Annotated in this window: 21 protein-coding genes; 8 read left to right on the forward strand and 13 right to left on the reverse strand. The window is 31.9% G+C overall.

Annotated features, from left to right (window positions below; genetic code table 11):
• The first annotated feature begins 35 nt into the window (after window positions 1-35).
• On the forward strand, window positions 36-356 hold the full coding sequence (locus BUB82_RS07815) for a hypothetical protein (protein ID WP_073193058.1): 321 nt from the start codon (window positions 36-38) through the stop codon (window positions 354-356).
• Here the strand turns inward: BUB82_RS07815 and BUB82_RS11915 are convergent, their stop codons facing one another.
• Window positions 357-689 (reverse strand): DUF3024 domain-containing protein, encoded by a 333-nt coding sequence (locus tag BUB82_RS11915; RefSeq protein WP_073193059.1) that lies wholly within the window; start codon window positions 687-689, stop codon window positions 357-359.
• Between the two features lie 40 nt (window positions 690-729).
• Window positions 730-2,187 (reverse strand): nicotinate-nucleotide adenylyltransferase, encoded by a 1,458-nt coding sequence (locus BUB82_RS07825; protein WP_073193060.1) that lies wholly within the window; start codon window positions 2,185-2,187, stop codon window positions 730-732.
• A 108-nt stretch (window positions 2,188-2,295) separates the two neighbouring features.
• Between BUB82_RS07825 and BUB82_RS07830 the strand changes: the two genes are divergently transcribed.
• Both BUB82_RS07830 and BUB82_RS07835 read left to right on the forward strand, forming a co-directional pair.
• On the forward strand, window positions 2,296-3,057 hold the full coding sequence (locus BUB82_RS07830; RefSeq protein ID WP_073193061.1) for an MBL fold metallo-hydrolase: 762 nt from the start codon (window positions 2,296-2,298) through the stop codon (window positions 3,055-3,057).
• Window positions 3,058-3,237: a hypothetical protein gene (locus BUB82_RS07835; RefSeq protein ID WP_073193062.1), complete on the forward strand. Its 180-nt coding sequence runs from the start codon at window positions 3,058-3,060 to the stop codon at window positions 3,235-3,237.
• Here BUB82_RS07835 and BUB82_RS07840 read toward each other — a convergent pair.
• From BUB82_RS07840 to BUB82_RS07870, 7 genes are read right to left on the reverse strand one after another with little or no spacing between them, the layout of a single operon-like run.
• Window positions 3,234-3,893, reverse strand: a complete 660-nt coding sequence (locus BUB82_RS07840; RefSeq protein ID WP_073193063.1) for an alpha/beta hydrolase — start codon at window positions 3,891-3,893, stop codon at window positions 3,234-3,236. The two genes, BUB82_RS07835 and BUB82_RS07840, sit on opposite strands and share 4 nt — an antisense overlap.
• A gap of 1 nt (window position 3,894) precedes the next feature.
• Complete coding sequence (locus BUB82_RS07845) at window positions 3,895-4,224, reverse strand: hypothetical protein (RefSeq protein WP_073193064.1); 330 nt, start codon at window positions 4,222-4,224, stop codon at window positions 3,895-3,897.
• A complete protein-coding gene (locus BUB82_RS07850; protein WP_073193065.1) occupies window positions 4,214-5,458 on the reverse strand; it encodes a dihydroorotase in 1,245 nt (414 codons plus the stop codon). The genes BUB82_RS07845 and BUB82_RS07850 overlap by 11 nt, the downstream gene beginning before the upstream one ends.
• A 6-nt stretch (window positions 5,459-5,464) precedes the next feature.
• Entirely contained in the window at window positions 5,465-7,354 is a 1,890-nt protein-coding gene (locus BUB82_RS07855; protein WP_073193066.1) for a BatA domain-containing protein, read from the reverse strand.
• Between the two features lie 15 nt (window positions 7,355-7,369).
• A complete protein-coding gene (locus tag BUB82_RS07860; protein ID WP_073193067.1) occupies window positions 7,370-8,584 on the reverse strand; it encodes a sensor histidine kinase in 1,215 nt (404 codons plus the stop codon).
• 44 nt (window positions 8,585-8,628) lie between these two features.
• Window positions 8,629-9,393, reverse strand: coding sequence for a TIGR02757 family protein (locus tag BUB82_RS07865; RefSeq protein WP_073193068.1), 765 nt, complete (start codon window positions 9,391-9,393; stop codon window positions 8,629-8,631).
• Between the two features lie 4 nt (window positions 9,394-9,397).
• Window positions 9,398-10,057 carry an ABC transporter ATP-binding protein gene (locus BUB82_RS07870; protein WP_073193069.1) on the reverse strand — a complete coding sequence of 220 codons (660 nt, stop codon included), beginning with the start codon at window positions 10,055-10,057 and terminating at the stop codon, window positions 9,398-9,400.
• Window positions 10,058-10,192: 135 nt separating this feature from the next.
• Here BUB82_RS07870 and msrA point away from each other — a divergent pair, with 135 nt between their 5' ends.
• The 3 genes from msrA to BUB82_RS07885 all read left to right on the forward strand — a co-directional run bounded on the left by msrA (window position 10,193) and on the right by BUB82_RS07885 (window position 11,828).
• Window positions 10,193-10,720 (forward strand): peptide-methionine (S)-S-oxide reductase MsrA, encoded by a 528-nt coding sequence (msrA, locus tag BUB82_RS07875; RefSeq protein WP_073193070.1) that lies wholly within the window; start codon window positions 10,193-10,195, stop codon window positions 10,718-10,720.
• 2 nt (window positions 10,721-10,722) lie between these two features.
• Complete coding sequence (gene folE, locus BUB82_RS07880) at window positions 10,723-11,319, forward strand: GTP cyclohydrolase I FolE (RefSeq protein WP_073193071.1); 597 nt, start codon at window positions 10,723-10,725, stop codon at window positions 11,317-11,319.
• 101 nt (window positions 11,320-11,420) lie between these two features.
• Window positions 11,421-11,828 (forward strand): DUF2141 domain-containing protein, encoded by a 408-nt coding sequence (locus tag BUB82_RS07885; protein ID WP_073193072.1) that lies wholly within the window; start codon window positions 11,421-11,423, stop codon window positions 11,826-11,828.
• A gap of 47 nt (window positions 11,829-11,875) precedes the next feature.
• On the opposite strand, the gene BUB82_RS07890 is transcribed toward BUB82_RS07885, so the two are convergent.
• Both BUB82_RS07890 and BUB82_RS07895 read right to left on the reverse strand, forming a co-directional pair.
• Window positions 11,876-12,586, reverse strand: a complete 711-nt coding sequence (locus BUB82_RS07890) for a YebC/PmpR family DNA-binding transcriptional regulator (protein WP_073193073.1) — start codon at window positions 12,584-12,586, stop codon at window positions 11,876-11,878.
• A 5-nt stretch (window positions 12,587-12,591) separates the two neighbouring features.
• On the reverse strand, window positions 12,592-12,963 hold the full coding sequence (locus tag BUB82_RS07895; protein ID WP_073193074.1) for a hypothetical protein: 372 nt from the start codon (window positions 12,961-12,963) through the stop codon (window positions 12,592-12,594).
• Window positions 12,964-13,248: 285 nt separating this feature from the next.
• On the opposite strand from BUB82_RS07895, the gene BUB82_RS07900 reads away from it, so the two are divergent.
• Together BUB82_RS07900 and BUB82_RS07905 are read left to right on the forward strand one after the other, a co-directional pair.
• On the forward strand, window positions 13,249-14,745 hold the full coding sequence (locus BUB82_RS07900; RefSeq protein ID WP_073193120.1) for a DEAD/DEAH box helicase: 1,497 nt from the start codon (window positions 13,249-13,251) through the stop codon (window positions 14,743-14,745).
• A 92-nt stretch (window positions 14,746-14,837) separates the two neighbouring features.
• A complete protein-coding gene (locus BUB82_RS07905; protein ID WP_073193075.1) occupies window positions 14,838-15,680 on the forward strand; it encodes a glycosyltransferase family 2 protein in 843 nt (280 codons plus the stop codon).
• Here the strand turns inward: BUB82_RS07905 and BUB82_RS07910 are convergent.
• Together BUB82_RS07910 and BUB82_RS07915 are read right to left on the reverse strand one after the other, a co-directional pair.
• On the reverse strand, window positions 15,637-16,698 hold the full coding sequence (locus tag BUB82_RS07910) for a glycosyltransferase family 9 protein (protein WP_073193076.1): 1,062 nt from the start codon (window positions 16,696-16,698) through the stop codon (window positions 15,637-15,639). The two genes, BUB82_RS07905 and BUB82_RS07910, sit on opposite strands and share 44 nt — an antisense overlap.
• Window positions 16,699-16,733: 35 nt before the next feature.
• Window positions 16,734-17,549 carry a 2,3,4,5-tetrahydropyridine-2,6-dicarboxylate N-succinyltransferase gene (locus tag BUB82_RS07915; RefSeq protein WP_073193077.1) on the reverse strand — a complete coding sequence of 272 codons (816 nt, stop codon included), beginning with the start codon at window positions 17,547-17,549 and terminating at the stop codon, window positions 16,734-16,736.
• Between the last annotated feature and the right edge of the window lie 35 nt (window positions 17,550-17,584).

The raw sequence follows: 17,584 nt of genomic DNA on the forward strand, positions 1-17,584 counted from the left end.
ATTACCCTTATTTAAATGAATATTAAATTCAAAATATGAGTTTCGGCGCTGGACATACACAAGATATGATTAATCGTATAAAGCAAAACAAAGCTCAACGCGCGTCTAAGCGAAAGAAATTTAAAGAAAATAATCATGAGGGAATTTATGTTAACTATGAAAAATCGAAAGAAATAAATTCAAAAACAATCCCAAAAAAGAAACTGACTAAAATTAAGAAAGAGATTCGTAAAACGGCAAGGAAAAATCGTAAAAGAAATATCTTTATTTATATGATATTATTTTCCAGTGTTCTCGCTTTACTCATAAGTCTGTTATTGTGGTTAAATGAATCTCCAACAGTTCTTTATGATTGATTACCCAAAAAAGCAGGCATGCTCATCTTGTTTTATCACTTCTATAATTTTATCTATTCGGTTTGACTCAGGAAAAGGTTTATATAATTCCCATTTGCCACTTGAACGCATCCAGTAGAGTTTCCATAGTTGTTGGGTTTTTATGAATTGAATTTTTGCAAATTCAAATCGCTCTTTGGTCTCTGGATTTCTCCAATTTGGTCTAACTTGAAATAGCTTAAATGTCTTGTTAGTGTAGATGTAAGAAATATCAACTTCTTTCCTAATTTCAGGATCTTCAGGTCTAATAGATTCAATATAGTCTTTTACTAAAGATTCATTGATATCTATGATATCATCGTTATTTTACATTTAAATTAAATTAATAAATACTTTAATAGCCAACTTGTTCTGGCTCTCCGTATTCTCGTTGAAATAAATTATGTTCCTTAATCATTTTAGCAGTTTGTTCTGGCAGAGCATCTTCCCAACCTTCTTCATCATTAGAAATCATCTTTAATACTTGTCTAGAAAAAATGCCAAGAATCTCTTGGTCATAATTTTCAACATCAACTACGCGACCATTATTTTTGAAGAATTTATACAACTCCTTCATTCTAGGGTGAACTTTCAAGTTTTGACTTGTTGTAACTTCACCTGTATTAGGATTTTTATAAGGATATAGATAAACACGTAAATCTTTAAAGAATAATTTACCGAAAGCCTCTAAAATTCCACCACTTAAATGTCTGTAGTAACGTTCATCAAAAATATCAACAAGATTATTTACGCCCATAGCCAATGCCATGCGTTCTTTGGTATAATTTGAAAAATATTCTACCAATTTGTAGTATTCTTGAAAATTAGAGATTAAAACCGTATGTCCTAAAGAGCAAAGAAGTTTTGCGCGGTCCATAAAGTCTTCTTCATCAATTTCACCTTCAGAGCGTAGGTTAGATAAAGTAATTTCAAAAATCACTTGAATGTTATTTTCGTCTACTTTATTTTCTTTCTTGAAAATTTCAAGTGATTTCTCGTAAATATCTTCGTTTACTTTGGTGACCGGTCTAAAACTACCGCGCAGTGCAAGAACATTTTTTTTGTAAAGAACCTTAGCAGGAAGAACGTTATTACCATCTGGAGAAAACATAACAGCTTCAGTCATATTATACTTAAGCAGTTGTAGACTCATTAAACGGTTATCAACATCTTTAAATTGAGGCCCAGAAAAATTAATGGTATCAACCTCTATTTGGTCTTTATCAATATGGTCATATAAGTCTTTTAAAACCTGTTTTGCATTGTTGTGTGCATAATAAGCCGCATAAATTAAGTTTGTCCCTAAAATTCCAAGTGTGTTTTGTTGTAAACGTGCATCATTTTCTTTAAACCGAATGTGAAGCACAATTTTGTTGTAGTCACCATTAGGTTCTAGTTGATATTTTATGCCAACCCAGCCATGACCTTTATATCGCTTTGCAAAATCAATTGTAGCAACAGTGTTAGCGTAAGTGAAAAATAATTTATTTGGATGTTTATCTCTTGAAATGCGTTCTTCAATTAATCGTGTTTCATGATCGAGCATTTTATGGAGTCTACTTTCGGTTACATAGCGTCTATCAGGTTCTGTTCCATAAATCGCATCACTAAAATCTTTATCATAAGCACTCATGGTTTTAGCAATTGTTCCTGAAGAACCTCCAGCTCTAAAAAAATTCCTTACCGTTTCTTGACCAGCACCAATTTCAGCGAAGGTTCCATAAATATTTTCGTTAAGGTTAATTCGTAATGCTTTGTTTTTGACAGATGGTTTGCTTTCAAAGTCTTTATCACCAAGAATTTTTATAGGCATAGTAGGAATTTTGTGAGTTTTAAAACAATTACTTAAACTTATACAAAAGTAGGTATTTGTGGGTTCAAACAAAAAATATTCTCTAGTTTTGTGTGAAATCTTTAACTTATGCAATTAACATTTTTGGGCACAGGAACCTCTCAAGGAATACCAATTATCGGTAGTCAACATCCAGTTTGTTTAAGCAGTAATCCAAAAGATAAACGTTTAAGAGTTTCGGTTTTAATTGAATGGGATAATTACAGCTATGTTATTGATTGTGGTCCAGATTTTAGGCAGCAAATGTTAGCACAAAATGTGTCAAAAATCGATGGTATTTTGTTTACTCATGAGCACAATGACCACGTTGTTGGTTTAGACGATATTAGGCCTTTTTATTTTAGACAGGGAAATATTTCAATTTATGCGCATCAACGAGTGGTTGAGGCTTTAAAACAGCGTTTTTCTTATGTGTTTGAAGTCGAAAATAAGTATCCTGGCGCACCAACTTTAGATGTTAATTACATTACTAACTCAGATTTTAAATTAGGAAATAAAGTTGTTTCACCAGTTGAAGTTTTGCATGGAAATCTACAAGTCTTCGGTTTTAGAATAGGCGATATGGCTTATGTTACCGATGCTAAAACTATTTCTAAGACAGAATTAAACAAACTTAAAGGTTTAAAAGTACTTGTACTTAATGCCTTGAGAATTGAAGAACATCACTCGCATTTAAATCTTGATCAAGCCTTAGAAATAGTTGAGTATTTAAAACCTGAACAAACTTATTTTACGCATATTTCTCATCACTTAGGTTTTCATGATGAAATTGATGCTCAGCTACCTGATGGCGTTAATTTAGCTTATGATAATTTAAAAATATCAATTTAAATGAAACGAAATATCTACCTGTATTTATTTGTATTTAGTGCGCTAATCGCTATTTTTATTTACTTCAATTTTAAAGCAGTTGTCGACCAACAGAAGTCTCAAATTGAACAACTTCAAAATAAAGTTGAACGCCTTCAAGATGAAAATAGAAACTTGCTTAAAGAAATAGAAGAAATTTAATTATCCTTTTGAATCAACCAGCGTTTAAAACTCATAAAATTCTGAGGATTAACACCATGGCCAACAGGAAATTCTTCATAAGCGTAATCAATTCCTAATTTTTTAAAAACAGCTTCATTTTTACGTGCCCATTCTACTGGTATAACTTGATCTACGCTGCCATGAGAGTTGTATATTTGAAGTGAGCTAAAATCTTTAGTTTCAAAATCATCTGTCAGCATATTTTGGTCTACGTAGCCACTTAAGCCAACCACGTTTTTGATTAGTTTAGGATGACTTAAAGCAATGGCAAAACTTAATATTGTACCTTGACTAAAACCTAGTAAAGTTATTCTGTTAGCATCTACTTTGAAATTTTCTTTAATTTCTTCAATAAACTTAATCACTAAATCACGAGATTTTTTAGCCTGCTCGATATCGCTAAACTTTCCTTTTGAAGCATCAAAATTGATAGCGTACCAGGCATTTCCGTAAGGTTGAAGTGGATAAGGTGCTTTCGCTGAAATAATCATGTAATGTTCAGGTAATTCATTTGCGAATCCAAATAAATCATTTTCATCGCTACCATAGCCGTGTAACATGATAATTAGAGGATAATTCTCTTCTAGCGTTGATGCTTTTAAGTTATAGGTTAATGATAAGTTGGGTTGTTGCATTTTAGCCTAATTTATTAAACCATTTTTGAAAATAATCACCAATGTAAGGAATTAAATGATATTTGTACTGAACTGCGCCTAAAAAGCTGTAAAGCCATAATAATATGTAACTTAAGTAAAATGCTGAAGTTGCCATCCATGAATTCATTCCTGAAACTAAGTAGGTAAATAAAATGAAGTATAAATGTATACCTAAACTTTGTTTGTTGTAAAATGAAGCAAATTTATATTTTGGCTCCTGATTCATAAATAAAGCAATGATGCACCCAAAAATTGTTAAATGAGCAATTATAGCCGTTGTCCGGCCTTTTTTTATAGTGCTAGTTTTCATAGTATTTATTATTTACAAGACTTCCATAAACCTCACCTTGAAGTTTTTCTCCTAAGAATATTGCGTTTTTACTAGTTGATTTTATTAGATCAGTGTTAAAAATGTTCTCTTCGTCAGGATTAAATAAAGTTAACTCAGCCATTTTGTTAATACTTATTTTAGGTTGTTTTAAACCATATATTTCCCAATTTTTCAATAATTGCTTAATCGCTAAATTTGTTCCTAGGCTTTTGTTTAAAGCTGGAAAAAAACTCTCTAAACCAATAGATCCTGTTTTAGAATTTTCAAACTCTAACTGCTTCAATTCTAAATTAATAGGTTCGTGATCACAAGTTACAAAATCTATGCTTCCATCTTTTACAGCTTCAATTAATGAAGTCTTATCACTAAAACTTCTTAAAGGTGGCTTAACTTTATATTTACTGTCAAATTCAGCTAAAACACTAGTATCAAAATACAAGTTATTAATGCTTGTGCTACAGGTAAATTCGAGACCTTTTGACTTAGCTTCTCTAATTATTTCAACAGACGCAGCACATGAAATATAGGGAATATGAACTTTAGTTTCAGTATAAGCTAAAAGGTCCAAGTCTCGCCTTAACTGAATTGTTTCTGTTAAATGACTTGCTGATTTTAGACCTAACATGATGCTTTCTTCATCTTCATGAACTTGCGCTTTTCCCACTAAATCAGTTTGTTCAGGATAAGCAAATATTAGACCATTAAATCCTTTGGCGTATTGCAAAGCAACTTTAAATGCATTGGCATTTTGCACACTTTTTTTGGTATCATAAAAAGCTACAGCGCCTGCCTTTTGCATATCGAATAAGTCGGCTAAATCTTTTCCGTTATGGTTTTTTGTAATGGCACCAAGTGGATAAATTTTTAAATCGTGTTTAAAAGCTTCTTTTATATAGTTAATCGCTGATTTATGGTCACTAACTGGCTTAGCACTCGGAACTAATCCTATACCCGAAAAACCACTTTTTAAAGCCGTTAAAGCGCCATTTTCAATGGTCTCACGTTCTTCAAATCCTGGTTCTCCAAAACTAACTAATGGCTCAAACCAAGCCGGTGATACATGAAGGTTTTCTAGTTCTAGTATTGTTGCAGACGTGTGTTTAATTGATGTATCAATCTTAGTGATCAACCCGTTTTCAACTAAAATATCTTGTGGGGTTTTGCTAAATGAATTGCCATTCCAAATTTTAGCCGATTTTATAAGATATGCCATAATTTACTAATTTAAGATCCGAACAATTGCAATTTCAATCCCTAAAAAAAGCAGTGCAAAAGTAATGAACCATTTCCAAAGTTGTGCTTCGGTGGTTAATTGTTTATAATTTTCTATACTTTGAGGAATTGTTACTGTATTTATATCATGTAGTTTAAAATCTATGGGATTTAATTCACTTTCCTCTCGTGGTAAATTAAAACTTAATTGTGCAATTGTATCTTGGTTTAAAGTAACCGCATAAAGCTCCGGATTAAGGTTGAGATTATTGATTGTTAACTCGGTTTGAGTACCGTTTTTTTGTTGCTGAGGAATAAAAGTCATTTTTCCAGATTTTAATTTCAACACTTGATCACCCGAAATTTCTTGATTAACAATAATGGGTTGAGAGCGATCGGTAAAGTAAAATAGAGACGAATTACTGTTTTTATAATCGGCTGATTGAATAAATGTTGGTACAATTAAAGGTGAATTGTAAAAGTTAGACTGTTTTGATTTTATTTCAGACGCAAACACAAATAAATGTTCACTTTGGGCATAAAAAGCCGTATTACCGTAACTTAATATAGACGAAAAATCTTCTGAAATAGCATAATTTATAGCTGTGCTTGGATAATCAAAATTAGTAATTGTATTCGTGAAAACGTCTTCGTAAATAGGATGATTAAAATTAATTGAAATGATAGATTGTTTTTGATTTACAACAGATGAAAAGATTTGCTTGTTTTGAAGTTGAAGGTTTAAATAAGTTTTTTGGGCTTCGGTTGAAGTTGCCGGAATAATAATCACGTTTTTAGATTCGTCTAAGGCTTGATCTAAGTTATTAGTCAAGTTTAAGTCGATTTGCTCAAGTTGATTAACGATAATAACATCAGCCGATTTAAAATCTTCTAAGTTGAGTTCTTCGCTTGACTTAACTTGACTTTTAAAAGCTGGATTTGGTTGGTAAATATGAGTTAAATACTCGGCATTTTTGTTAGAAATAATAAGAACTTTATTAGTCTTAATTTTAGATTTTGAGGCATAAAAAAGATTGTCAAAATCAAGAAAATCGTCATTAATTTCTAATTTTAAGGCTTGTAAATCAGCTTCATTAATATTAAAATTTACGGTTTGAAGCGTATCATCTTCAAAATTGACATCAAGCTTACCCATCAATTTTTGTGCTTGGTATAACCCCAAACTTGTGCTAGCGCTGCTAACTGATGATTTTAATTTAACTTGAAGTTCATTATTAATTAGTTGGGCATCTATTAAGCTCACATTTTTAGCCTTAGGTTGGGCCACATTCACGAGTTGAAGATTAGGGAAACGTCTAGCTAATCTAGATAATTCATCTGCCGAAGAATTATAAAAATCTGAAATAAGTACAACTTGACTCTTAGGATTAACTTTATTTAGTTTTAACGCAACTTCTTTTAAACTGAAGTTTTTAGAAATAGGTAATATATCGGTAGATAATTCTTTAAAGTCTTCAACAGTGATTGAATTGTAATCTTGATTGTTGGTGATAAGATTAAAGCTTTCTTGTTGAGGTAAAACATCAACAAGTTGTTGTTTCACTTGTTTTAGTATTGAAACATTACCAGCTTTTCCTGACATGCTGAGTGAGTTGTCTAAAACAATATATAGGCTTTGATTCGTTGATGTTGTTTCACGCGGAAAAAAAGGTTCTGCAAAAGCTAAGATTAAACTTGTGAGTAAACATAATCTGGTAAATAATAGAAGCCATTTTTTGAGTTGTGAACTCCGTCGGGATTCACTAACAATTTTTTGAATAAGGCTTACATTAGTGAAATATTGCTTTTTAAACTTTTTAAGTTTAAATAAATGAACAATAATAGGGATAATTAAGGCAACTAAGGCATATAAAACTTCAGGGTGTTTAAAATGCATGAAATTTAGATTGATTTAATCATTTTTTTCGATTGTAAAATGAATGCTAGTGCCTTTATTTACTTCAGATTTAACCTGAATTGTGCCACCTAGATTATAGATTAATTTCCGTACTGTAGATAAGCCAATTCCATTACCAGAATGTCCATTTCTATCTTTTTCAGCAACTGTAGAAAATAATTCAAAAACCTTTTTTTGTTGGTCTTCGGGTATACCAATGCCATTATCTGTTACCACAAAGTGATAATGTGTAGCATCTTCTGAAAAACTAATATTAATTTTTATTTTATCCTTATCGTTATATTTAATACTGTTACCCACCAAATTCAATAAAATTTGTTCTAGTGCAATACGATTTGCATAAATATCTTTGTTAGTATCAGGGAAATTAATTTCATAATCATCTTTAGCGTCTAACATTTCCTCGATATCTTCTAAAAGTTGATGAACATCAAAGACTTGATTAGCTTCAGATTCTGAGGTAATTTTGTCACTTTCGTAATGCAATAAAATATTACTGATGTAATCACTCATTTTAAAAGCCGATTGTTTTAGATTATTGATGTAATCTAAGCCAGATTGATCTAGTTTGTCAGCATATTTAGACTTCAAGATGTCAAAAGTGATAATCATATTTGCTAAGGGCATTTTCATATCATGAGATACAACACCTGCAAAATTTTTAAGTTGGTTATTATTTTCTCTTAACTCTCGTTGTGTTTTTCGTAAACCTTCGTTAATAGCGCGAAGTTCAAATAATTTAACAACTTGATTGGCTAAACGTTTTAGGCTTGTTTTTTGAGAATCTGTCAAAATACGTGGTTCATGGCCAATCACACATAAAGTACCTAATGCATTTTCATTTTTATCAATTAAAGGTACACCTGCATAAAACACAATAGCATTTTCCCCAAAAGTGTACGGATTGTTCTTAAATCTTTCGTCTTCTCGAGCATCGTGAATTTCTAAAATTTCAGTAGGTTCTTGAATAGCAACCGAACAAAATGAATATTCACGGTCAACTTCACATAAATCAAGACCAACTTTGGCTTTAAACCATTGTCTTTTTTCATCTACTAAAGAAACTAAAGCTATTGGTGTATCACAAATAGTTGAAGCTAATTTTGCTAAATCATCATATTCTTTTTCTTGTTTTGAATCAAGAATTTGTAGTGATTTTAAAGCTTGTAAACGCTTGGTTTCATTAGTAGGTTTAGGGATAGGTTTCATACAAATTAATAAGTCTGCAAGTTACAAAATAAATTATGTATTAACTAAAATTGCTCAAAAACTCCAAGTCCAAATAGCGCAAAGTCATATTTTACAGGGTCTTGAGGATCGAGTTGTCGTAATTTAGTATCTAATTCTTTTACTGCTTTAGCATCGGTTTGTTGGCGATTTAGAAGGCCTAATTTTCTTGCAACACGACCAGAATGTACATCGAGTGGACAAGATAGTTCTTTGGGTTTTATTTGTTTCCAAATTCCAAAATCAACGCCATTTTTATCTTTTCTTACTAACCATCTTAAAAACATATTAAGTCGTTTAGCAGCTGAATTTTTTAAAGGATCACTTAAATGTTTCTCAGTTCTTTTTTCATGCGGTATACTAAAAAAATTGTGTTTAAAATGATGCAGTGTTAGTTGAAGTTGTCCTGTTTTATGATTATTAAGTAAAAAATCTTCTAAAGAGTCGTGAGATTGATATAGTTGCTGAAGCCGATTCAGAAAAAAATTTAAATCTGTTGCATTAAAGGTTCGGTGTACAAAACCATCACAGGCTTTTAAATCACTAGGCGAGTGGTTCATGATAAAATCGTATGGACTATAATCCATGATTTTAAGCATTTTTTCACCACTTTTTAAAATTGCTTTTCGGTTTCCCCAAGCTATTATGGCGATTAAAAATGCACTTATTTCAATATCTTTTGGATTTGAAAATTGATGAGGAATTGAAATCGGGTCGGTCGCTATAAAGTTACTTGAGTTATATTCTTCAACTTTAACATCTAAGAAGGCTTTAAGTTCTTCTTTGTTCATAGGCTTAAACCAGTTGTCCGTCTTTCATTTCAAGTTTTCTGTCAGCTAAATCAGCTAAGTCATTGTTGTGGGTAACAATCACAAAACTCTGTTTAAATTCTTCACGTAATTTAAAAAAAAGTTCATGTAACTGCTCAGCCGATTTTGAATCTAGATTACCAGAAGGTTCATCGGCAAAAATTACCGATGGTTCGTTAATCAAAGCTCTTGCCACAGCAACACGCTGTTGTTCGCCACCACTTAATTGATTGGGTTTGTGCTTGGCACGATTAGCCAAACCTAAGAAATCTAGTAGCTCCAAGGCTTTTTTCTCAGCTTTATGAACAGGTGTTTTTTTTATGAATGCAGGTAAGCAGACGTTCTCTAATGCTGTAAATTCAGGAAGTAACTGATGAAATTGAAAAATAAAGCCGATATTTTCATTTCTAAATTTTGATAATTGCTTTTGATTGAGTTTTGTGATGTCAATACCATTAACTTCAATTGAAGTATTTGGGTTCTGATCAGCTAATTCTAAACTGCTTAAAATTTGTAGTAAAGTTGTTTTTCCTGCACCAGAAGCACCAACAATAGAGACTATTTCAGCTGTTTTTACATTGATGTTAACACCGTTTAAAACCTTTAAATCCTTGTATTTCTTGTAGATATTTTGGGCTTGTATCATAATTCAAAAATAAGGTTTTTCAACTTAACATCAGCATAATAATTATAATTAGCGACCTGCTAATTTATCGTTAAAGCAATTTTTTTTGTTTAATAATTAAGTAGGTTTGTTCAACATTATTTAAAATTGAATTTTATGGAGATAGCAAGTTTTGCTAATGGTTGTTTTTGGTGTACAGAAGCTGTATTTCAAAGATTAAATGGCGTTAGTAATGTTGTGAGTGGTTTTACAGGCGGAAAAATTAAACATCCACCTTACAGAGAAGTTGTTATGGGTAGAACTGGTCATGCTGAAGCAATTCAGTTAGAATTTGATCCAAATATTATAGGCTATGAAATCTTGTTACAGGTATTTTTTGCAACTCATGACCCAACTTCATTAAATAAACAAGGTTATGATGTTGGAGAACAATATCGGAGTGAAATATTTTATCATAATGAATTTCAAAAAAAAACTGCTGATAGTGTTATAAATCAATTAAATACTGAAGTTTATAATAACAAAATTGTTACAAAGCTCTCACCAGCTTCACCTTTTTATGAAGCCGAAATTGAGCACCAAGATTTTTACAATCTTCATCAAGAAAATAGATACTGCGAATATATTATAGATCCAAAGTTAGAAACACTGCGTTCTAAATTTAAACCTTACTTAAAACAATAACTATGTCATTTAAACTATTTGAAGAATACAACCAAGAATTCATTACTGATGTTAAAGAATCTTACCACACCATATTAGATAGAGTAGGAGAAGACCCAAAACGGGAAGGCATTGTAAAAACACCAGAACGCGCTGCAAAAGCAATGCAGTTTCTAACCCAAGGTTATGAAATGGATCCTAAACAAATTCTTGAAGGCGCCATGTTTAAAGAAGATTACAGTGATATGGTGCTGATAAAAGATATAGAATTATACTCTTTGTGTGAACACCATATGCTGCCTTTTTTTGGTAAAGCTCATATTGCTTATATTCCGAATGGACATATAGTTGGCCTTAGTAAAATTCCTCGCGTTGTTGATGTTTTTTCAAGAAGATTACAAGTACAAGAACGCTTAACTCATGATATTTTAGAGTGTATCAATTCAACCTTGCAACCCAAAGGTGTGGCTGTAGTTATTGAAGCTAGACATATGTGTATGATGATGCGCGGCGTACAAAAACAAAATTCGGCCACGACTACTTCTGGCTTTAGAGGTGAATTTAAACATTCAGAAACTAGAAACGAATTTTTACGTCTTATAGGAAAAGATTTAGCCTAAATTTACAATTCATCTATAAAATTTAACATTTCGTCATATTGCAAAGTAATATAGCCTTTGCTTCACTATAGTTTTGGTTTATAATTTAAAAATAAACCAAGATGAGACATTTAGTGATTTTAAGTATTGTATTATTAAGTCAGTTATTATCTGCTCAAGATAATAATCTAAGTATTAAAGTTGAGGGTATCTCTCAGCTAAAAGGGAAAATTTATGTTGGCGTGTTTACTAAAGACAACTTTTTAAGAGGAAAACCTGTATATGGTGAAATTGTTGAAGTCGAAGCTGAAACCGAAATTGTTAATTTAGTAGATCTACCTTCAGGAGAATATGCCATATCTGTTTATCAAGATTTAAATAATAATGAAGTCTTCGATATGGATGAATATGGTAGACCAATAGAACCTTGGGCAATGTCAGGGACCAATCCAAAAAACCAGCAACCAGTTTGGGATTTAGCGATGTTTAAATTTGGTGAGAAGTCAAAAACAATTAAGGTAAAATTTTAATTAATAGTTTTGAAGCTAAACTAAAAAGCCAACTATAAGTTGGCTTTTTAACTTTCTAACGAATGATAAACATTTTGAACATCATCATCTTCTTCAATAAGTTCAATAAGCTTATTTACTTCTTCTGTTTGCTCTTCAGTGAGTGATTTAGTAACTTGAGGGATGCGTTCAAAGCCTGAAGATAAAATTTCAAATTCACGCGATTCTAATTCTTTTTGTAAGCTTCCGAAACTCTCAAAAGGTGCATAAATAATAATACCATCATCATCTCTAAAAACTTCTTCAGCTCCAAAATCAATAAGCTCAAGCTCCAGCTCTTCAACATCAATACCTGTGTCTTTTATGCGGAAGTTACAAGTATGGTCAAACATAAATTCTACAGAGCCAGAAGTACCTAAATTGCCGTTACATTTATTAAAATAAGACCTGATATTAGCCACAGTTCGGTTGTTGTTATCGGTAGCGGTTTCAACTAAAACAGCAATGCCATGTGGTGCATAACCTTCAAAAAGAACGGTTTTATAGTCACCTTGATCTTTATCACTAGCGCGTTTTATAGCACGCTCAATATTATCTTTTGGCATATTGGCTGCTTTACAGTTTTGTATAACAGCTCTTAGTTTTGAATTAGATTCTGGATCTGGACCGCCTTCTTTTACAGCCATAACAATGTCTTTACCAAGTCTGGTAAAAGTTTTGGCCATTGCTGACCAACGCTTCATTTTACGCGCTTTTCTAAACTCGAATGCTCTTCCCATAATTCTTATTCTGCAAAGGCCTCAAACTTTCGATTGTATTCACGAATCTCTTCCATGTTTACATCTAAATGGGCGTTTTTAATGAGGTTCAGTAAATAAATAAGGCTTTCAGCGCCAGTAATTAACTCGTTTGTATCATCAACTTCAGTTTCATCTTCTAAAGGTTCATCTTGTGGGATAGGAATCACAAAAACTTCATTTTCTTCAATATGTTCATAAGCTAATCGAAAACTTTTAGCAATAACAGGTCGTTTTTCTTCAACAGCATAAGGTCTTAAGGCTTTAAGATCGTCTACTGCCGTTTCTGTAATAAAATTTGCTTCTTCTAAATCTTTGATGAGTTTGTTAAGTAATTTAACCGCTTTTTTATTTTCCAAGGTAGTATTGATTTTAGTAATTGTCTACAAAAATAATTTTTAAGAATTGATACTAGCACATTTGAAACCTATTTTTTAAAAAATACTTATAGATATTATTTTATAGTTTTGATTTCCAGAACTTCAAACTTGATTATTTATTTAAATTATAGGTTGGGCTAATTTAATAAAGGTTAAAATATAAATTCTAAGACAGATTATTGCATAAAAGATTTCAAAATAGCTTTATTTCTGCTTATTTTTGCAAATCTTAAATTTTTAATCCAAACGATTTTATTGCTCATTATGTCAAAAAAAGTTGCTGATAAAGAACTCTACGATTACCAAGAAGCCGACCTTATTAAAATCTTTGATAAGATTGAAAACATGCCGAGCAATTATAATTTATTGTATCAGCTACCAACTGGTGGCGGTAAAACAGTTGTTTTTTCTGAAATTGTTAGACGCTACATTCGCCAAACAGGGAAAAAAGTTATAGTGTTAACTCACCGAATTGAGTTGTGTAAACAAACTTCTAAAATGCTAACAGGTTTTGGCGTAAGAAACAAAATTATTAACAGCAAGGTTAAAGAGCTGTCTGATGATAATGATTATATGTGTTTTGTAGCCATGGTTGAAACTTTAAACAACCGAATTAATGATGATAAGGTTAACATGAAAAATGTTGGCCTTGCCATTATAGATGAAGCACACTACAATTCTTTTACAAAACTTTTTAAATATCTTGATAAAGCCTTTATTCTTGGTGTTACAGCAACACCTTTAAGCTCTAATATTAAGCTACCAATGCATGGTAATTACCGCGAATTAATTGTAGGAAATTCCATTTCATCTTTAATAGAAAAAGGTTTTTTAGCAAAGGCTAATCTTTATTCTTATGACGTAGGTTTGGGAACACTACAAGTAGGTATGACAGGTGATTATACGGTGAAATCTTCTGAAGATTTATACACTAATCTTGATATGCAAGAGAAGTTGTTGCGCGCTTATGAAGAACGTTGTAAAGGTAAAAAAACACTGATTTTTAATAATGGTATTAATACATCGTGGTATGTTTACCAGACCTTTAAAGATGCTGGATACGAAATTAAGCATCTTGATAATACGCATAACAAAAAAGAACGTAACGAAATTTTAACCTGGTTTAGAGAAAAACCAGATGCTATTTTGACATCTGTAAGTATTTTAACTACAGGGTTTGACGAGCCAACTGTAGAAAATATTATTTTAAATCGAGCAACTAAGTCGTTAACACTTTACTTTCAGATGATTGGTCGCGGTTCTAGAAGATTACCTCATAAAGATGAGTTTAATGTAATTGATTTGGGTAATAATGTAGCCAGATTTGGACCGTGGGACGCGCCTGTAGATTGGCAGCTTATTTTTGAAAATCCTGATTACTTCTTAGAAAATATGATTTCTGATGATGAAATTGAAAGTAATTTCACCTATGAAATGCCAGATGAAGTTAGGGCACTTTTTAAAAATTCAGAAGACATTCAATTTGATGTTTATACCAAATATCATGAGGCAGTCAATAATGGTGAAAAATCGAAATTAGTTTTAGAAGAATCAATCTCTCAGCATGCCCAAATGTGTGCAGAGAACTCTGAAGATGTATTTGATGCAAGGATTTTAGCCCGTGAACTTAAAGATGATATTAAAGATCGAATTAAGAAATATTCGCGTTGCATTATAAACAACACAAAAAATTATCGGGATTGGTTATACGATGATTATACTAGAAAATTACGTGTAAAAATTAACGAGCATTTTATGTAAACTAAAATTGAAGATTGACCATTTTTTTGAGTTTGAACTTGAGTTAACAAAATTCTTCAATTTTATATTACATTTGTTGTATAATAAACTTTATGCGAGCATCTGTCATCATTAGTACCTATAATTCACCGTTGTGGTTAGAGCGTGTTTTGGTTGGCTATGCTTGTCAATCTGTAAGTGATTTTGAAATCATTATAGCTGATGATGGTTCAACTCAAGAAACCGCAAATCTTCTCAGTAGATTGAGAGAAGACTATAAATTGGTAATTAATCATGTTTGGCATGAAGACCAAGGTTTTCAAAAAACACGAATCTTAAATAAAGCTGTGATAGCGGCTAAAAGTGATTATTTAATATTTACTGACGGTGATTGTATTCCACGTCAAGACTTTGTTGAAACGCATTTAAGATATAGTGAGCAAGATTATTTTTTGTCAGGCGGTCATTTTCCGTTATCTAAGGAGTTATCCCACCAAATTACTTTAGATGATATAAAATCTCGGCGTTGTTTCGATTTAAACTGGTTAAAAGCTCATGGTTTAAGTTCAAATTTTAAAAATATAAAGCTTACCAAATCTTCTACTTTGGCTAATTTAATGAATCGGATTACACCAACTAAACCAACTTGGAATGGAGGAAACGCATCAGCTTGGAAAAAAGATATATTGGCTGTAAATGGTTTCGATGAACGTATGAAGTATGGAGGTGAAGACCGTGAGTTTGGAGAACGCCTAATAAATTCAGGAATTCAGCCTAAGCGCGTACGTTATTTTGCAATTATAATTCATCTTGAGCATGAACGCGGTTACGTTAACCAAGCGGCTTGGGAAAAAAATAATGCTATTCGTGAAGAAACAAAATCTCAAAAAAGGATAAAAACTGAATTCGGTCTTAATTTACATGAGTCTGAGCAAACTCAATTAATTGATGATTAAATAATTGAGGATTTAAAGCTTGGTAAAGTTTTTTATAATTCATTTTGAGCTCTTTAACTTTTTTACCCATTAATTGGTCTGGTTTAAAGTCACTAAGATGTACCGATGTATTGGGATGTGATTTCTCAAAACTATTCCAGCCTTCTTTTATAATCCAAGGTGAAAATATGGCAAAGCTTGGCACGTCAAGTGCCTTAGCTATATTAATTGCGCCGCCTTCATTCCCAAAAATTAAATTGCATTGGGAGCAAATCGCCATAAATTCACGTAGACTTTCAGGTCTTAAATTATTAATAATTCTGCTTCTAGTTAAATCATTACAGTATTCAAGTAATTGGTCGATTTTTTCTTGCTGAGATGGCATATAATTTAATATTAGATGTGCATCTGTATTTTCAGAAATTTCATTTAAGAGATGCGCCATATAATTTAAAGGATAAGTTTTAGAATCACCACTACCTAAGGCGCTGACCATAATTAAGTTTGAATTTCTTAAGCCAAGAGAATTAATTTGACTTTTAGCAGAATTAATTTCAGTTGAACTTAAGTATATTTTAGGCTTGTGGTTTAATACTTTAACATCAGGTACTAGTTGAAGCAATTGAATTCGGTTTTCTATGGCAGATCCTGCTTCAGTTTTAGCCTTGTTAGACTCCTTAAAAGTTTTTGAATACATCCAGTTGGTGTACCATTTTTTGTAGCTGTACTTAAATTGAGCTTTTGTAAAGTAGGTCATTAAATTACTTTCTAACTTTCCGTAAGCATCAAAAACATGTGTATAAGATTCAGATTTTAAATGATTTAAAAAGCTTAAAAACTTCAGTTTGTGGTTTTTATATTCATCCTCAAAAAATACAAATTTATCTATGTATTTATGATTTTTTACAACAGGATGTGTAAAACGGTTAATAAGGTAATGTACTTCAGCAGTTGGGAAATTGCGTTTTAAATTTTCACATATAAGGCTACTGATAAGTACATCACCTATCATTTTTTGTTGAATAACTAAAATTTTCAAACTAAATCACTTAAATTTTTTTACTCAAAAAAGGTTTAAACTGCAACATCATAGGTTCTAAGTGCATCATTCAATGAGGTTTTTTTATTTGTACTTTCTTTTCGTTTACCAATGATTAAAGCACATGGTACGTTAAATTTTCCTGCAGGAAATTCTTTCGTATAACTTCCTGGAATTACAACAGACCTTGCAGGTACAATTCCTTTAGTTTCAACAGGTTTATCACCGGTAACATCAATTATTTTAGTTGATGCGGTCAACACTACATTAGCGCCCAAAACGGCTTCTTTTTCAACGCGAACACCTTCAACTACAATACTCCTAGAACCTAAAAAAGCATTATCTTCGATAATTACTGGAGCTGCTTGCAAAGGCTCTAATACACCACCAATACCAACACCACCAGATAAATGTACATTTTTGCCGATTTGTGCACAACTTCCTACCGTTGCCCAAGTATCAACCATTGTTCCTTCATCGACATAAGCACCAATATTAACATAACTTGGCATCATAATAACACCACTTGAAATATAAGCGCCATGTCTCGCCACAGCATTGGGCACAACCCGAATGCCGCGCTCTTTATAACCTGTTTTAAGCGGCATTTTATCATGATATTCAAAAATACCAGCTTCCATCGTTTCCATTTTTTGGATAGGGAAATATAAAACGACTGCTTTTTTTACCCATTCATTGACTTGCCAACCATTTTGTGTCGGTTCAGCACAGCGAAGTTCACCTTGATCTATTAAGTTAATGGCTTCTCTAATCGCTTTAATAGTTTTTTCATTTTTTAATAATTCGCGATTATCCCAAGCTTCTAAAATGAGTTCTTTTAATTGATTCATATCAAAATTTTTGCCCAAATATAAGTGTTTGTAAT

It is taken from the genome of Psychroflexus salarius, assembly GCF_900129035.1.
Lineage (GTDB): Bacteria > Bacteroidota > Bacteroidia > Flavobacteriales > Flavobacteriaceae > Psychroflexus > Psychroflexus salarius.

What these genes read in the sequence shown, in the direction of transcription:
- BUB82_RS07815 (WP_073193058.1), top strand. Translation starts at nt 36, where the DNA reads ATGAGTTTCGGCGCTGGACATACACAAGATATGATTAATCGTATAAAG.
- BUB82_RS07825 (WP_073193060.1), bottom strand. Translation starts at nt 2,187, where the DNA reads ATGCCTATAAAAATTCTTGGTGATAAAGACTTTGAAAGCAAACCATCT.
- BUB82_RS07830 (WP_073193061.1), top strand. Translation starts at nt 2,296, where the DNA reads ATGCAATTAACATTTTTGGGCACAGGAACCTCTCAAGGAATACCAATT.
- BUB82_RS07835 (WP_073193062.1), top strand. Translation starts at nt 3,058, where the DNA reads ATGAAACGAAATATCTACCTGTATTTATTTGTATTTAGTGCGCTAATC.
- BUB82_RS07840 (WP_073193063.1), bottom strand. Translation starts at nt 3,893, where the DNA reads ATGCAACAACCCAACTTATCATTAACCTATAACTTAAAAGCATCAACG.
- BUB82_RS07845 (WP_073193064.1), bottom strand. Translation starts at nt 4,224, where the DNA reads ATGAAAACTAGCACTATAAAAAAAGGCCGGACAACGGCTATAATTGCT.
- BUB82_RS07850 (WP_073193065.1), bottom strand. Translation starts at nt 5,458, where the DNA reads ATGGCATATCTTATAAAATCGGCTAAAATTTGGAATGGCAATTCATTT.
- BUB82_RS07855 (WP_073193066.1), bottom strand. Translation starts at nt 7,354, where the DNA reads ATGCATTTTAAACACCCTGAAGTTTTATATGCCTTAGTTGCCTTAATT.
- BUB82_RS07860 (WP_073193067.1), bottom strand. Translation starts at nt 8,584, where the DNA reads ATGAAACCTATCCCTAAACCTACTAATGAAACCAAGCGTTTACAAGCT.
- BUB82_RS07865 (WP_073193068.1), bottom strand. Translation starts at nt 9,393, where the DNA reads ATGAACAAAGAAGAACTTAAAGCCTTCTTAGATGTTAAAGTTGAAGAA.
- BUB82_RS07870 (WP_073193069.1), bottom strand. Translation starts at nt 10,057, where the DNA reads ATGATACAAGCCCAAAATATCTACAAGAAATACAAGGATTTAAAGGTT.
- msrA (WP_073193070.1), top strand. Translation starts at nt 10,193, where the DNA reads ATGGAGATAGCAAGTTTTGCTAATGGTTGTTTTTGGTGTACAGAAGCT.
- folE (WP_073193071.1), top strand. Translation starts at nt 10,723, where the DNA reads ATGTCATTTAAACTATTTGAAGAATACAACCAAGAATTCATTACTGAT.
- BUB82_RS07885 (WP_073193072.1), top strand. Translation starts at nt 11,421, where the DNA reads ATGAGACATTTAGTGATTTTAAGTATTGTATTATTAAGTCAGTTATTA.
- BUB82_RS07890 (WP_073193073.1), bottom strand. Translation starts at nt 12,586, where the DNA reads ATGGGAAGAGCATTCGAGTTTAGAAAAGCGCGTAAAATGAAGCGTTGG.
- BUB82_RS07900 (WP_073193120.1), top strand. Translation starts at nt 13,249, where the DNA reads ATGTCAAAAAAAGTTGCTGATAAAGAACTCTACGATTACCAAGAAGCC.
- BUB82_RS07905 (WP_073193075.1), top strand. Translation starts at nt 14,838, where the DNA reads ATGCGAGCATCTGTCATCATTAGTACCTATAATTCACCGTTGTGGTTA.
- BUB82_RS07915 (WP_073193077.1), bottom strand. Translation starts at nt 17,549, where the DNA reads ATGAATCAATTAAAAGAACTCATTTTAGAAGCTTGGGATAATCGCGAA.